Annotated in this window: 12 protein-coding genes; 8 read left to right on the plus strand and 4 right to left on the minus strand. The window is 59.0% G+C overall.

What is annotated here, in order from left to right:
* The first annotated feature begins 56 nt into the window (after positions 1-56).
* Complete coding sequence (locus B5E41_RS18100) at positions 57-1,100, plus strand: glycosyltransferase family 2 protein (RefSeq protein WP_088395494.1); 1,044 nt, start codon at positions 57-59, stop codon at positions 1,098-1,100.
* A gap of 153 nt (positions 1,101-1,253) precedes the next feature.
* Here the strand turns inward: B5E41_RS18100 and B5E41_RS18105 are convergent, their stop codons facing one another.
* On the minus strand, positions 1,254-2,015 hold the full coding sequence (locus B5E41_RS18105; protein WP_088395495.1) for a response regulator transcription factor: 762 nt from the start codon (positions 2,013-2,015) through the stop codon (positions 1,254-1,256).
* Positions 2,016-2,570: 555 nt separating this feature from the next.
* Between B5E41_RS18105 and B5E41_RS18110 the strand changes: the two genes are divergently transcribed.
* From B5E41_RS18110 to B5E41_RS18135, 6 genes are read left to right on the plus strand one after another with little or no spacing between them, the layout of a single operon-like run.
* Complete coding sequence (locus tag B5E41_RS18110) at positions 2,571-3,077, plus strand: acyltransferase (RefSeq protein WP_064801486.1); 507 nt, start codon at positions 2,571-2,573, stop codon at positions 3,075-3,077.
* Positions 3,074-4,111, plus strand: coding sequence for a Gfo/Idh/MocA family protein (locus B5E41_RS18115; RefSeq protein ID WP_064801487.1), 1,038 nt, complete (start codon positions 3,074-3,076; stop codon positions 4,109-4,111). Before B5E41_RS18110 ends, B5E41_RS18115 begins: the two co-directional genes overlap by 4 nt.
* On the plus strand, positions 4,108-5,211 hold the full coding sequence (locus tag B5E41_RS18120) for a DegT/DnrJ/EryC1/StrS family aminotransferase (protein ID WP_088395496.1): 1,104 nt from the start codon (positions 4,108-4,110) through the stop codon (positions 5,209-5,211). The genes B5E41_RS18115 and B5E41_RS18120 overlap by 4 nt, the downstream gene beginning before the upstream one ends.
* Complete coding sequence (locus tag B5E41_RS18125) at positions 5,201-5,917, plus strand: acyltransferase (protein ID WP_088395497.1); 717 nt, start codon at positions 5,201-5,203, stop codon at positions 5,915-5,917. The genes B5E41_RS18120 and B5E41_RS18125 overlap by 11 nt, the downstream gene beginning before the upstream one ends.
* Positions 5,914-6,888, plus strand: a complete 975-nt coding sequence (locus tag B5E41_RS18130; RefSeq protein WP_088395498.1) for an NAD-dependent epimerase/dehydratase family protein — start codon at positions 5,914-5,916, stop codon at positions 6,886-6,888. The genes B5E41_RS18125 and B5E41_RS18130 overlap by 4 nt, the downstream gene beginning before the upstream one ends.
* Positions 6,885-8,102 carry a DegT/DnrJ/EryC1/StrS family aminotransferase gene (locus B5E41_RS18135; RefSeq protein WP_088395499.1) on the plus strand — a complete coding sequence of 406 codons (1,218 nt, stop codon included), beginning with the start codon at positions 6,885-6,887 and terminating at the stop codon, positions 8,100-8,102. Before B5E41_RS18130 ends, B5E41_RS18135 begins: the two co-directional genes overlap by 4 nt.
* A gap of 154 nt (positions 8,103-8,256) precedes the next feature.
* Here the strand turns inward: B5E41_RS18135 and B5E41_RS18140 are convergent, their stop codons facing one another.
* From B5E41_RS18140 to B5E41_RS31345, 3 genes are read right to left on the minus strand one after another with little or no spacing between them, the layout of a single operon-like run.
* Positions 8,257-9,762, minus strand: a complete 1,506-nt coding sequence (locus tag B5E41_RS18140; protein WP_088395500.1) for an O-antigen translocase — start codon at positions 9,760-9,762, stop codon at positions 8,257-8,259.
* A 19-nt stretch (positions 9,763-9,781) separates the two neighbouring features.
* Positions 9,782-11,098 carry a polysaccharide biosynthesis/export family protein gene (locus B5E41_RS18145; RefSeq protein WP_088395501.1) on the minus strand — a complete coding sequence of 439 codons (1,317 nt, stop codon included), beginning with the start codon at positions 11,096-11,098 and terminating at the stop codon, positions 9,782-9,784.
* A complete protein-coding gene (locus B5E41_RS31345; RefSeq protein ID WP_141098781.1) occupies positions 11,089-11,427 on the minus strand; it encodes a hypothetical protein in 339 nt (112 codons plus the stop codon). Before B5E41_RS31345 ends, B5E41_RS18145 begins: the two co-directional genes overlap by 10 nt.
* A gap of 189 nt (positions 11,428-11,616) precedes the next feature.
* Here B5E41_RS31345 and B5E41_RS18150 point away from each other — a divergent pair.
* Positions 11,617-15,265: N,N-dimethylformamidase beta subunit family domain-containing protein (locus tag B5E41_RS18150; RefSeq protein ID WP_088395519.1), on the plus strand; the 3,649-nt coding region annotated here is incomplete at its 3' end.

The following is a 15,265-nucleotide window of genomic DNA, read 5'->3' on the forward strand; positions in this document are numbered from 1 at the left end:
CGCAAGCGGGGGATCTGTCGAACCAAGCGTGGCGCTGTGCCAGCGGAGGAATAAGTTTGCAACGTGTTGATGTCGTCATTCCCTGCTATAACTACGCTCATTTCCTGCAGGAGTCTGTTGAGAGTGCCCTTTCACAAGCAGGCGTCGATGTGCGCGTGCTTATTCTCGATGACTGCTCGCCGGACAATACACCGGAAGTCGGAAAGGCGCTGGCGTCCCGGGATGACCGGGTCACTTATCGGCGGCACACGACAAACATGGGCCACATCGCCACCTACAATGAGGGAATCGATTGGGCAGGCGGTGACTTATTCCTGCTTCTTTCTGCGGATGATTATCTTTTGCCGGGCTCGCTGGGCCGCGCGGCGGAACTGATGCGCACTTATCCAAATGTGGGGATGGCGTTCGGCAACGCGCTCATAGCTGAGCCGGACGGTAATGCGAGCCGCGCTGATCCTCTCGGCGATAACGTGCGTCCCATGCAGGTCTTGTCCGGTCCGCAATTCATCCGGTTGAGTGGGGCAAGCAATCTCGTTCCAACGCCGACGGCTGTCGTGAGGACGGCGCTGCAAAAGCAGGTTGGCGGCTATCGTAAGGAGCTGCCGCATGCCGGCGATATGGAAATGTGGCTGCGGCTCGCATCACATGCCGATGTAGGCTTCATCAAAGAGGATCAAGCAGTATATCGCCGACATGCTTCGAATATGTCGTTGCAATACTACGGCGAAAACATTCTTTCCGACCTTCTGCAAAGAAAAAAGGCTTTTGATGCGCTGTTTAGCCAAACGACAGATAGCCTCAAAAAGGATCAGACGCTGAGACGCTTTCTTGCCAGGGAGCTCGGAAATAAGGCGCTTCAACAGGCTGGCATCGCCTTCAACAACTTCGACCTTGCAACCGCCGCTGCCATTCAGCGTTTTGCACTGGAGGTCTCTCCTGAGCTGCGAAATTCGTTGCCCTGCTTCAAATTGGCCTGCAAGCAAATGATCGGGCCAAAGTATTGGTACGCCTTGAAGTCCATCGCGCGACGAGCTGCAGGATGCATGCGCAGGAACCGGGTCAGTTCATCTGCAAGTACGGGAACAACGGTCGGCAGCTGAGCGCTCGATCGCTGTTCACGCCATACGAGACAGACCTGCCCGGTATCAAAAAAACCGGTGACGCATTTCACGCCACCGGAGTGATTTGAGCACAAATGTGCTGCAGAATACGAAAAGATTTACCCCGAGAAGTGTATCAGCGCATCGCTGTATTCACGCTCCCGCCGGAACACCACCTTGGAACAAGTCGTTGAGTTTGAAAACAACTTCCGTCCTGTTGGTCGCTTTGACCTTTTTCATGATGTTGCGAACATGCACCTTGACGGTGCTCTCTCGGAGATTGAGCTCGTAGGCGATGATCTTGTTCGCCTTTCCGCGTCGGAGCGCCTCCACCACTTCTGCCTGACGATCGGTGAAGATGCCGGAGAGCGGACGGGCCGTCGAGTTGCTCGAGTCCAGCAGGTGACGCATGGCGAACAGGGCGCTTGCAGGCACAAATATTCCTCCTGCCACCGACAGCGCGATCAGCTCCATGCAGACGCTGACGCTGACTGAGGCGGGTATGAAGCCTCTGGCACCGTACTCAAGAGCCCTGACGATTTGGCCGAAATCGTCGCTATCAGCCAGTACGATAAGGGGTGTAGAGGCGAATTCAGACGAAAGCTTCCGGATTTGTTCCGAAACGGCCGGTTCATCGACCTTCTTGCCGCCGACGTTCAAGAGGATCGCCGCAAGCGGAGCGTATTCGTCGCGCTTCTGCTTCCACTCCTCAATCGTTCCAAACGCCAGAATCTGCAAATCCGCCTTTTGGGCAGCCATGCATTGCGCCAGGCATTGACGATCAAGTTCGCGATTATCGAGAATGACAAGCGAATGCGTCTGTCCTGCAGACAGGGCAAGTGTGTGCGCGTTATTAAGGGGAAGAGCTACGTTTTCCTGCCTGAGGTCCAAATTCGGTATAAGTGCTGAATTCACAGCTTCACCCTCCCTCTAACACGTTACGCTTCACTACGACCCGAGTACCGACCCCTCTCAATACGGGGGTTTAGGAAACTCTAAAGTAGGAATCGAATACCACAATTCGCGGAACGTTACAGTAGCTAATATAGGCTAAGTACAGCACAACTTCTAAAATTGGATGGAAATCGGAAGGTAATCATGAGTATAGACTTAGGTCTTACTGGATTCCTCGCGGGATAGTCTCTGTTTTTACATATCGGTTTTATGACAAGCCACTAAATGCATGGAAACAGTCGCTGTCTCCGGCGTAGGTCGCATTGCGTGCGGGAGGTGACGCCTGCCGCCAGTGCTGGTCGATAGCATGAGCCAGGGCGTAAGTCGTCATAAGTAGATACGCCTTTAGGTGAGTAAGCTTAACCGTTTTGTTTCTTTACTCGAGTGACGAAAACAATTCTCTTTGAGGTGTAGAGAAATATTTGTCCTGTTGGTTTGAAACCTTGGACGCAATCGCCCGATTGTTGGTTTCAACTGAAAATCGGGCCCTGTTAGGAGTAGTAGGAGTTTTCAGGGATGATTGCATCAAATGTCAAGCTGGGCGACGGCAGTGTCATCCACCATCGAGATCTCGTGAATCTGTATGGCTGCACGATCGGCGCAGGAACGCGCATCGGCACCTTTGTCGAAATTCAGAAGAATGTCGTCGTCGGGAGAGACTGCAAAATTTCCAGCCATTCCTTCCTCTGTGAGGGCGTGACGCTGGAGGACGGCGTGTTCATCGGCCACGGGGTCATGTTTACGAACGACACCTACCCGCGCGCCATTAATCCGGACGGCAGCCTGCAGACGGAGGCCGACTGGATCCTCATCCCTACACTTGTCAAGCGCCACGCGTCGATCGGCAGCAACGCCACCATTCTGCCCGGCGTGACCATCGGAGAGGCTGCGCAGGTCGGCGCCGGGGCGGTTGTAACGAAGGACGTGCCTGACGGCGCCATCGTCGCGGGCGTTCCGGCTCGGGTGATCGGCCGCGTCAATGACGGACCGGTAGATATGTTTGCGTTGGGAGAAATGGAATGATCGGTATCGCTGTTGTCGGATATGGGTATTGGGGTCCGAATCTGGTTCGTAACATCTCGGAAGCGGCCGGCGCCCACCTTGTTTCAGTCTGTGATCTCAATGTCGAACGGTTAGGGGCCGTCAAAAGCCGGTACCCCGCAATAACAGTCACCGACAATTTCGAGGAAGTCTTGCGCGATCCGAGAGTCGACGCGATCGCCATCGCGACGCCGGTCTCGACACATTTCAAGCTTGCAATGCAGGCGATGATGGCCGGAAAGCATGTCTTCGTCGAAAAGCCGATGGCAGCGACGGCGGAAGAAGCGTCGCGAATGGTCGACGAAGCTGCGCGCCGGCGCCTCGTGCTGGCCGTGGATCATACCTTCGTCCACACCGGCGCCGTCCGGAAAATGCGCGAACTGGTCGAAAGCGGCCTTGGCGACATGTATTATTATGACTCGGTTCGGGTCAATCTCGGGCTCTTCCAGCATGATGTCAGCGTCATCTGGGACCTCGCCGTGCACGACCTTTCCATCCTGGACCACGTCCTGCAGGAAAAACCGGTGGCTGTTTCTGCAACGGGCATGAGCCACGTGCTCGGCGAGCCGGAGAACATCGCCTATCTGACGCTCTTTTTCGAGAGCAAGCTCATCGCGCACATCCACGTCAATTGGCTTGCGCCGGTCAAGGTGCGCCGCACGCTGATCGGCGGCAGCAACAAGATGATCGTCTATGACGATCTCGAGCCCAGCGAAAAGATCAAGGTCTATGACAAGGGCATCACAATGTGCCCAAATTCCGATGCGTATGGCGAGAAGGTGCATCAGATGCTGGTCGGCTACCGCAGCGGCGATATGTGGGCGCCCAAGCTCGATATGACCGAGGCATTGAAGCGCGAACTGGATCACTTCGTCGAGTGCATCGAACAGAATTCCCGGCCCATTACGGACGGGCATGCCGGGTTGCGTGTCGTTCGAGTCCTTGAAGCCGCAAGCCGGTCGCTCGCACAGCGCGGTCGTATCGTCGAGCTCGAAGAGGCGAGGCGCATCGCATGATCCCCTTTCTGGACCTCAAAGCACAATATCAATCGATCAAGAGCGAAATCGACGCCGCCGTGCTCGGCGTGCTCGCCTCTGGGCAATACATACTGGGCGAGGAAGTCATCCGCCTCGAGCAGGAATTCGCGGATTATTGCAACGTCAAACACGCGATCGCCGTCAACACCGGGACGAGTGCCCTGCATCTGTCTTTGCTTGCGGCGGGCATTGGTCCCGGCGATGAAGTCATCACAGTGCCATTCACCTTTGTCGCGACTGTTTCGGCGATCTGCTATACGGGCGCAACACCCGTATTCGTCGATGTCGAGCCGGTGACGCTGACCATGGATCCGGCTCAGCTCGAGGCGAAGATCACCTCCCGTACCAAGGCCATCATCCCCGTCCATCTCTATGGTCAGATGGCGGGTATGGATGGCATCATGGCAGTCGCTGATCGCTACCAGATCCCGGTCATCGAGGACGCCTGCCAGGCACATGGCGCCCGGTATAAGGGCGTGCGCGCCGGCAGCATCGGCGCATCTGGCTGCTTCAGCTTCTATCCGGGCAAGAACCTCGGCGCCTGCGGCGAGGGCGGGATCGCCGTCACGAACAGCGATGAGCAGGCCAAGACAATGCGCATGCTGCGGGATTGGGGTCAGGAGCAGCGCTATCATCATCTGCTGAAGGGCTTCAACTATCGCATGGACGCCATCCAGGGAGCCATTCTGCGTGTCAAGCTCCGGCATCTCGAAGCCTGGACCGAAGCCCGTCGTTCGCATGGTCGCCGCTACTCCTCGCTGCTTGCAGGATCGCCGCATTTGCGAACGCCTGTCGAAGTGCCGGAGCGGCGGCATGTCTACCATGTCTACGCCATCAGAAGCCATGATCGGGACGGCCTGCAACGTGTGCTCACAGCAGAGGGCATTCCATCCGGCCTGCACTATCCTATTCCCGTTCATTTGCAGAAGGCCCATGCCGACCTCGGTTACCAAGCAGGCGACTTCCCGGTCTCGGAAGCTGCCGCACGCGAGGTTCTCTCCTTACCGATCTATCCTGAAATGCCCGTACAGCACGTCGATCAGGTCGCGGCTGCGCTGGAGTATGCCTATGTCAGCTAGTCCACGCGAGGCTCGCGTCGTGCTGGCCGTCCACGGCCGCAGCCAGAAGCCGGCAGATCCAGCCTATCAGGCGGGGCTCGTCGAAGAGCTCAGGCAATCATATGGGCGCGCCGGCCTGATCGAACTCTACGGCCGCTTCGCGACAGGCGACGGCGTCGTCGACGCGCTGATGCGCAAAGCCATCTGGCAGGCTATCACGCGGAGCTGCGGCGAAGGTCTGCAGGTCGCAGGCGGCGCTGGTTTCAAACATCCGGAAACGTTCGAAATCGGCAATGGCGTGTTCATCGGTGCTCAGGCCTACATCCAGGGACGCTACGATGGCACTTGCGTCATCGGCGACAATGTCTGGATCGGCCCGATGGCCTATTTCGACGCGCGCGACCTCGTGATCGAGGATTCTGTCGGGTGGGGGCCGGGCGCCAAGGTGCTTGGCTCGACCCACACCGCAGTGCCGATAGACGTTCCGATCATCCGTACGGATCTTGAAATCAAGCCGGTACGCATCTGTGCAGAGGCCGATATCGGAACGAATGCGACCATTCTTCCCGGTGTGACCATCGGGAAGGGGGCGATCGTTGGAGCGGGAGCAGTCGTGGTTTCCGACGTCGAGCCGTTCTCGGTTGCCGCCGGTGTCCCGGCGAAATTCATACGTTGGCGTTCGGAGAATGATCCGATGACGAACATGTCGCGTGAGGGAAGATCATGAGAAACAAACGAGTGCTCATCACCGGCGGTGCCGGTCTGATCGGTTCGCATATTGCCGATCTTGTTGCATTGGAAAAGCCTCGCGAGATCATCGTCCTGGACAATTTCGTGCGTGGGCGCCGGGACAATCTCAGCACGGCAATATCAAGCGGCTCCGTCAACATCATCGAGGGCGATATCCGCGACAGGGCACTTCTGGCGAAAATCTTTGAAGGCGTCGACATCGTCTTTCACCAGGCGGCGATCCGCATCACGCAATGCGCGGAAGAACCGCGGCTCGCCTTCGATGTTCTGGCCGAGGGCACGTTCAACGTCCTCGAAGCTGCCGTGAAGGCAGGCGTGTCGAAGGTCGTTGCTGCTTCCTCCGCCTCTGTGCTGGGGCTTGCCGAAAGCTTCCCGACGACCGAACAGCATCATCCCTACAATAACCGGACGATCTACGGCGCGGCCAAGACCTTCAACGAGGGTCTATTGCGCAGTTTCGCGGAAATGTACGGCCTGCGCTATGTGGCGCTGCGCTATTTCAACGTCTACGGGCCGAGAATGGACGTTTACGGCGCCTATACGGAAGTTCTGATCCGCTGGATGGAACGTCTGGCGGCCGGAATGCCGCCGCTCGTCTATGGAGACGGCAGCCAGACGATGGACTTCGTCGATGCACGCGATATCGCGCGGGCAAACATGCTGGCGGCAAAGAGCGACGTTACGGACGAGGTGTTCAACGTCGCGAGCGGCAGGGAAATAAGCCTGCTGGAACTCGCGCAGATGCTGAGCGATATCATGGGATCCTCACTCGAGCCGCAGCACAAAGAGGCGCGCGCCGTCAACGGCGTCACGCGTCGTCTTGCCGATACCAGCAAGGCCGAAAGGCTTCTCGGCTTCAAGGCGGAAATCTCGATGGAGCAGGGGCTTCGTGATCTTGTCGCGTGGTGGCAGTCGAAGACTGCTTCGGCAGGAGGCCAGGCTGCATGAGCCCGCTGTTATCGACGATTCCCGTCGCCAAACCCGTTCTCGGAGAGGAAGAGGCTGAAGCCACGCGCCGCGTCATCCTGTCGGGGTGGGTGACGCAAGGGCCGGAAGTCGCGGCATTTGAGAAGGAATTCGCAGCCTTCGTCGGCACCGAGCACGCTTGTGCCGTTTCCAACTGCACGACCGCGCTTCATCTCGCCTTGATGGCGGTCGGCATCGGTACCGGTGATGAAGTCATCACGGTCAGCCATTCGTTCATCGCCACCGCGAACGCTGTTCGGTACTGCAATGCGGTGCCCGTCTTCGTCGACATCGAGCCGGATGGCTACAATATCGACCCCAGCTTGATCGAAACGGCAATCACGCCCCGCACCAAGGCAATCCTGTGCGTGCATCAGCTCGGCATGCCCTGCGATCTCCGTTCGATCGTGGAGATCGGCAAGCGCCATTCGATACCGGTTATCGAGGATGCGGCCTGTGCGACGGGAAGCGAAATCCTTTGGGACGGGCGTTGGGAAAAGATCGGCAAGCCGCATGGCGACATTGCCTGCTTCTCCTTCCATCCCCGAAAGGTCGTCACGACGGGTGACGGCGGCATGCTGACGACGGCGAACCCGGAATATGACCGAAAATTCCGGCTGTGGCGCCAGCATGGCATGAGCGTCACCGACGCTGTCCGCCACGGCTCGAAACAGGTGATTTTCGAAGACTATGATGAACTGGGCTACAACTATCGCATGACCGACCTCCAGGCCGCGGTCGGACGGGTGCAACTCCGCCGGCTACCGGAGCTGGTTGCAGAGCGAAGGCGGATTGCCGCTCTATATTGCGAGCACCTGTCGACGATCGCCGGCCTAAAGCTGCCGATGGAGCCTGATTGGGCCCGCAGCAACTGGCAGAGCTTCTGTGTGAGATTACCTGATGCCGTCGACCAACGGGCAGTCATGCAGGTACTGCTCGATCAAGGGATATCGACCAGGCGCGGCGTGATGAACATTCATCTGGAAGGAGCCTATTCCGGGCTGAGCGTCCATCGAGCCGCCACTGGCCTGGCGCGAAGCGTGTCAGCACAGCAGGAAACGATGATCCTGCCGCTCTTCGCCCAGATTACGGACCTCGACATCGTCAGGGTTGTTGAGGCACTTCGCGCAGCCCTTGAGGAGGCGACCGTCGGAGCCGCCAAGGTCCAACGTCCCATGGATATCGCTGTCGCCTGAAAGCCATCTCCTGATACGTCAATTTGCATAACAAACAATGCGCGGATCTGAGGATGCGCGCATTGTTCGTTAGAGCACCAGGAAAGTGCGAAACGGTTTTCCCAGGCAAACCGCGAGCGGCCCTGAGTTTCCGTGAAGAGCTGAATCGCTCTAGCTAGGCTGACTTCGTGATCCAACCGCGAATCATGGCCGGCACGGACTCCGGCGGAAGCAGGTCGACCAGCATGCGCAGTGAATACAACCCACAGACAAGGACGGCGACGAAGCCGATCACCGTCGCCTGCCACAGCGGCAAAATCGAGAACATCAGGAATACCAGCCCCGATGCGGGCAAGAAAAGCAACGCGTGTCGGCGATTGGCGGCGGACCAGCGAAAACCGGTCAATTTGCGGACGATCACATAGATCAGGATGCCGTGCCAGACATAGAGGCCAAAAAATGCCATGCCGGCTCCTTGGGTACCAAGCAGCGATACCAGGAGCCAGGCAAGCCCAACATGCACGACTGCAGCCGCAACCTCAGTCCAGAAGAAAATCGCCTGGGTGTTCTTCGCCACGACGATGAAACCCATCGGCCAGGAAATAATGCGCAGCATCATGCCGAGACAGATCCAGCGCAGAAGTTCGACTGCCCCGTGGAATTCTGCCGAATAGAACAGGCTCATCATGAGCGGCGCCAGCGTCAGCGTGCCGAGCAGACCGGGGCCGGCGAGCAGCATGCTGGCTTCGGCCTGTTCGTTGACGAGCCGGTTGCATTCGACATCGTTGTCGATCATTGCAGTCAGGCGAGGATAGAAATCCGTCCCCATGGCCTGCAGGATGAAGCCGGCGTAGAGACCGCCGAGACCCCAGGCAGCTTGATACAATCCCGCCGCCATGACGCCGCCTTCCTTCAGCACGATGATGCGGATGGCGTAGGCCGCGCCGAAGGTCAGAAGCCCGCTTGCCATAAAGACGAACCCGAGCCGGAGCAGCGCCGACACCTGCCGGCCGAACTGGCGCGCCGACATCGGGTAGGGATTTGGAAAGATCCGCCGGCTGTACCACCACGTCGGAACGATTGAGGCAGCTGCAATGAGCACAAGCGACGGTGCGATCGCCTGCACCCCGAAGAGATAGATCAGAGGGATACTCACCGCTGTACCGAAGAGCCCGGCAAGCACGTTGATACGGGCAAGATCCGCAATTCCGCGCATACCCTGAATCAATGCGCCTTGCCCCGCAGACACCAGCCGGAAGAAAACGGCGAGCGACAGCAGCACAATGCCCCCGACGTGCTGGTAATCACCGAAGGTGAAACTTGAGACAGGATACGCCAATGCGGCAAGAAGGAGCGCCCCAAAGAGCGCCAGCACCACTGATATGCGTCTCAGTACGGTCGCCGATTGGGCGATCCTGGTTGTATCGCCGGTGCCGGCTGCCTCAGCGACCTGACGCACGCCACTGCCGCCGACGCCCAGGCCGGCGAGGGACTGCGCCATATCCACGATCGAGCTGTAAAGGCCCATCAGCCCGATGCCTTCCGGCCCGAGCAGGACGGCCATGGCTTTGTTTCTGACGATGCTGAGTGCGACGTTGACGAGCGAAGAGCCGCCCATCAGCATCGTCGATTTGAGGATCTGGGTATAGGTCTGGCTTGGTGGGATCATTCTGAAAGTCATCGAAAGCCCCAGCCCGTTATCATCGGCTTACCTGACTGACATTCGCCCCTGTCTGGACAGGCAGCGCGGCGGCGTCTTCGGATGACGCATCGGCGGTGCGTACCCGAGTCACCCTGACCACGTCGCCCGGTGCCAGCTCCGTCATTTCGGAAGCCTGGAATTGACTGACCTCACCCTTTTCCCGCCGGCTCACGATGAACGTCAGCGGCAGTTCTTCATTGTAATTCTTCACGCTAGCGCCGCTCGACAGCTCCTCGAGAAGCAGTTGTTGCGTGGTGTCACGCTTCAATTTGAGCTGATCGAGGCTGGCCTTTTCCGCCTGTAGCTCGGTAGCGAGCTCGTTGCGGCGAGTGTCGGAAAGTCCCTCGAGACTACGCGTCGTCTCGTTGATTGCCTGGCGTCCCCGCATGATGGCAGTCACGAGATCGAGCCGATCCGAGCGATAGGTGGTGAGCAATCGTTCCAGATCCATCTGACGTGAGCTGATCGTCAGGCCCTTCTGGACCAACGTCTTCACGCTCGTCAGTTGTTCCTCCACTGACTGGATATTGTCATCCGAGCCTTTCAGCTTTTCTTGCAGCGTTTCGATTTCCGCAGTCAAGAGATTACGCAATTCGGTGAGCGCTACCGACTGTCTGTCCAGCGCGCTTGCACGGGCCTGAAAAATGACCCGCTCCTCCTGGTAGATACTCTCGGCATATTGCCGATCGGCGGCGGGCGGCTGATCGAAGACTATCTCCTTCGCGTCGGCCATCTCCGCCTGCAGCCGCGCGAGCTTTGCCGAACTGCGCAGCAGCGAATGGTCAATGTCCCGCAAATCGCCGGCAAGCCTGATCGCCTGCGATTGCTGCTGCGCCGCCGCCCGCAACGGGCCGCCGCTCATTGCGAGGGATTGCAAGACGCTGAGGCCGGAGCGAAACTTGTATTCTCCCGGCGCCATCACGTCTCCCACCACGTAGATGGAGGAATAGTCCAGAACGTCGATGGTCACTGCAGGTGCCTGGGTCAGACCCATCTTTGCCTGAAGGCGCTTGGCAATCTCGATGGTAAGGCCCTCATTGTCGAGATTGGCGACCGCCAGCGCCCCCAGGAAGGGCAGGGAGATTATCCCTGAATCCGAAACAGTGTATTCCCCACTGATCCCATCCAGCCGATCAAACTGACCCTTGGACGGTATCCATTGCACGACGCTCAGACGGATTTTCGTTTGTGGAGCGAAGAACGCGCTATCGGCGAGAGCCGGCGACACCGCTCCGGCAAGTAGGGCGAGTACACCGATGACAAACGTCGTGCGAAAGAGCAGCTGGGGGATGCGGTGCGATGAATTCATATACATATCTCGCCTGCAAAACATCCTTGAACGGATGCTGATCCAATGCCTTGACGCTGTTCGACCGCCGGCCGGCAGCTCAGAAGCCGCATCGCTAGTGTGCCGTCTGGCGAAGGCTTGAGGAAGGTGAAGGTCGTTTGCTTTGCCTCATCACTATTGATGAGATGGGGTGGGTGCATCAGTCTAAAATCGAGCAGGAGCGTATATCTCAGAGAGGTATCATCCTGAAAAATCACGAGATCATGCACGCAGGAATAGGTGCGTTCGCCGTGAAGGACCGCGATCGCATAGGCGTGCCGGATTGAAGACACCCCGATGCAGACGGCCTTTGCCATCGCTTGGTCGACCGGGCCGTTGCTTCCCGTTTGGGCGTTTACAGCGTCAACGGCCGTTGCCCAAAGGATGCCGTCTGTAGAGCGAAAGGCGTAGGATATACTCGCTTATTTTTCGACTATACTTCCCAGAGTCGTATCAAACGATCCTCATAGATTTGATCCCGATTAATATAGCGAGGGGTACCCGCCATGTATCGCAACGCTCGCCGGTGGATTTCGCACTCACTTCTGGTGGATTCGTTGGTGCCCCGATGGTTGACCGTCGGTGGAAAGGAAAGACCGCGCAAACCTGCCGGAAAGCATAAGGATGGTGCTCAACTTGCGGCATCGGTGCAAACCGCCGATGGACACAAGCAGGGCACCCTTGTCGACGATCCCTATAAGGATGCGGCCCTCAACGAGCATGATGGCGGGCAGAGAGCGCACGTGAACGGCGACGCGGACAACAGCCTCGAAGAGCGGCCGTTGCCTGACACTTTCGCAACGCCTGGCGAAATGGGAATTCGAAGCGGCGATGTGGCCGCGCTGTCGGCGCCTATGCCGGATTTTGCACGTTTCCAGTGGCGCGCGGATGGAGTTGCGTTCGGGACCGCATCGTCTCTTCAGCGCACCGACACGGCAATAAGCTCCATGGGCGACGATCCTCTTGCTCCCTATCTGCCGCAAAGCCCTGCACCGACAGCTTCGGGGCATGGTGCTCCCAAGGTGGCGGCCGGGCGTGCTCATTCGGGCAAGGTCGTCATTCTCGAATCGAGCCCGTCAGGGCAGGCGACGGCGCACGACGTCGGCGCGAATTCGCTGGCCTTCGGCATGCCCTTTGGCGTGTGCGGGTGCGGCTATTTTACCTCCCCAACGCGGATTCTCGATTGGGCTCATGGCGGTGCCCTGCTTCAACAGGACGGTCAATTGCCGGGGACCAGGCTGATCGAAGGGCCGGACTATGTGGCGACGATCAAGCAGGCCATCGGCGCCTCGGTCAGCGATCCGCTTCTCGATCGTGACGTGTCCCCACTCTCGGGCTGGACCGGCACTGCAACATGGTCGGACGCGGCGCTCACCAATGGAACCCTGCCAGGCGGGGGAGAGACGGGAACGGGAACAAAATCCAAGGATATCGGTATCCTGTCCGGCTCTGTGACGAAGCCACCTAAGCCTTCTACGCAGGGGTCATCGACAACGCAGAGTCTGGCGGCTGCGGCGGCGGTCAGCAACGCGATCGTGCTGGAAAACCAGAAGCAGGGCAATCCGGAGAGCGAGTGGGGCATCGACGGTGCCGGCAGCTCCAACATCGAAGGGTTTGCGACCGATATCAGCGTCGATAATGGCAAGACGATCAGCTTCAAGATCAATACCAATTCCACCAACTACCGGATCGATATCTATCGGCTCGGCTATTATGGCGGCATGGGGGCGCGCAAGGTCGCGACGATGCAGCACACAGGATTGCAGACCCAACCTAGTCCGTTGCGCAATGCGACGACCGGCACGGTGGACGCCGGTAACTGGGCCGTCTCGGCGTCCTGGACCGTACCGGATGATGCCGTTTCAGGCGTCTATATCGCCAAGCTCGTCCGTCAGGATGGCACCTCCGGCGAAAATCACATCCCGTTCATCGTGCGCGACGACGACAGCCACAGCGACGTTGTCTTCCAGACCGCGGATGAGACCTGGCAAGCTTACAATGGTTGGGGTGGCGCAAACCTCTATGGCGGCAACGGTCCGGCGACAGGGCAGGGTGCCGGTCGCGCCTATGCCGTTAGCTACAACAGGCCGATCGCGACGCGCGGCGGGGTCGGCACTTACGCCGGTCCCCAGGACTATCTGTTCGGTGCTGAATATGCGGGCATCTACTGGCTGGAACAGAACGGCTATGATGTCTCCTATCTGTCGGGTGTCGACGCCGATCGCTATGGCAGCCTGTTGCTCAATCACAAGACTTATGTCGATGCCGGGCATGACGAATATTGGTCGGGACAGCAGAGAACCAATGTCGAGGCCGCGCGCGATGCGGGCGTCAACCTGATGTTCTGGAGCGGCAACGAAGTCTATTGGCGCACCCGCTGGGGCAACGCCTATAGCGCCGACGGCACGCCCTACCGCACCCTGATCACCTACAAGGAGACATGGGCGGGCGGCGATATCGATCCTTCCGACCAATGGACAGGCACCTTCCGCGACCCACGCTTCAGCCCACCTGCCATCGGCGGCGGCAATCCGGAGAATTCGCTGACCGGCCAGCTGTTCAAGGTCGACGATGTCGGCAGCAACCTCGGTGCGATCACCGTTGGCTATGATGATGCCAACCTTCGCTTCTGGCGCAATACGAGCGTTGCCAATCTCCAGCCGGGGCAGACGGCAACGCTCACCAAGAATTATCTCGGTTACGAGTGGGACGAAGCGCCCGATAACGGCTTCGATCCGGCTGGCCTGGTGAAGCTGTCGTCGACGACGCTTCCGGTAAGCAGCTATTTGTTCGATTACGGAAACACGACCGGCAATGCGACGGCGACCCACAATCTGACGCTCTATCGCGCCCCCAGCGGCGCGCTGGTGTTCGGCGCCGGCACGGTCTACTGGACATGGGGTCTCAGCGACAATCACGACCTCACGGCGACCCGGACGGACTCGCGCGTACAGCAGGCAATGGTCAATTTGCTTGCCGACATGGGCATTCAGCCTGGAACGCTACAGTCCGGGCTCACCGCCGCGACCGCTTCGTCGGACCACACTGCGCCGACATCGGTCATCACGGTGCCCGCCACGGCGACCGTTGGATCCACCGTGACGATTACCGGCACCGCTGCCGATACCGGAGGCGGGGTCATCGCCGCGGTCGAGGTTTCGACCGACAACGGTGCGAGCTGGCATCCGGCGACGGGCGATGAGAACTGGACTTATACCTGGCAGCCGCAAACCGCGGGCACCTATACTATCCGGTCTCGCGCAGTCGATGATAACGTCAACCTGGAGACGCCCTCGGCGGGACGAACGGTCACCGTCAGCGGGCCGAGTTACACCTCTCTCTTCGGTTCGGGGACACCAGCGGTCGTCAACACCAACGATACCTCGGCGGTTGAACTCGGCTTCAAATTCCAGACGTCCGTGGCAGGTACGGTCACCGGCATTCGTTTTTATAAGGGCAGTCAGGATACCGGCACGCATACCGGTTCACTGTGGTCGAGTACCGGCACGCGGATTGCGACCCTCACTTTCACAAACGAGACTGCCAGCGGCTGGCAGACCGCCTATTTCACCAGTCCGGTATCGCTGACGGTCGGACAAACCTACACCGCATCTTACCATACCAATAGCGGTCACTATTCGTCGACGACCGGCTACTTCACCTCAAATGTAACCAGCGGTCCGCTCACGGCGCCGGCCAGCGGCAACGGCGTCTATGCCTATGGCAGCAACAGCCTATTCCCCACGAGCACCTTCCAGTCGACGAACTATTGGGTCGATGTGATGTTTACGACGTCGAGCTCGAATACGACGCCGACGGCGGTTGCCGATACAGGGGATGCGACGGAGAAGGGTGGTGTGGCCAATGGCTCGGGCGGCGTGGTTGCGAGCGGCAACGTGCTGACCAACGACACCGATCCGGATACCGGTGACACCAAGACCGTCACGGCAGTCCGTTTCGGGACGACGTCAGGTACGCTCGGCTCGGCGCTGAACGGCACCTATGGCAGTCTCGTGCTCAATGCATCGGGTACCTATAGCTATGCGGTCAACGAGAACAATGCGACCGTTCAGGCGCTGCGACAGTCGACCAACACGCTGAGCGATGTCTTCAGCTACACGATGCGCGACAGCGCCGGCGCCACGGCCACGGCGA

The sequence above is a fragment of the Rhizobium esperanzae genome (genome assembly GCF_002204185.1).
Classification (GTDB): Bacteria; Pseudomonadota; Alphaproteobacteria; order Rhizobiales; family Rhizobiaceae; genus Rhizobium; species Rhizobium esperanzae.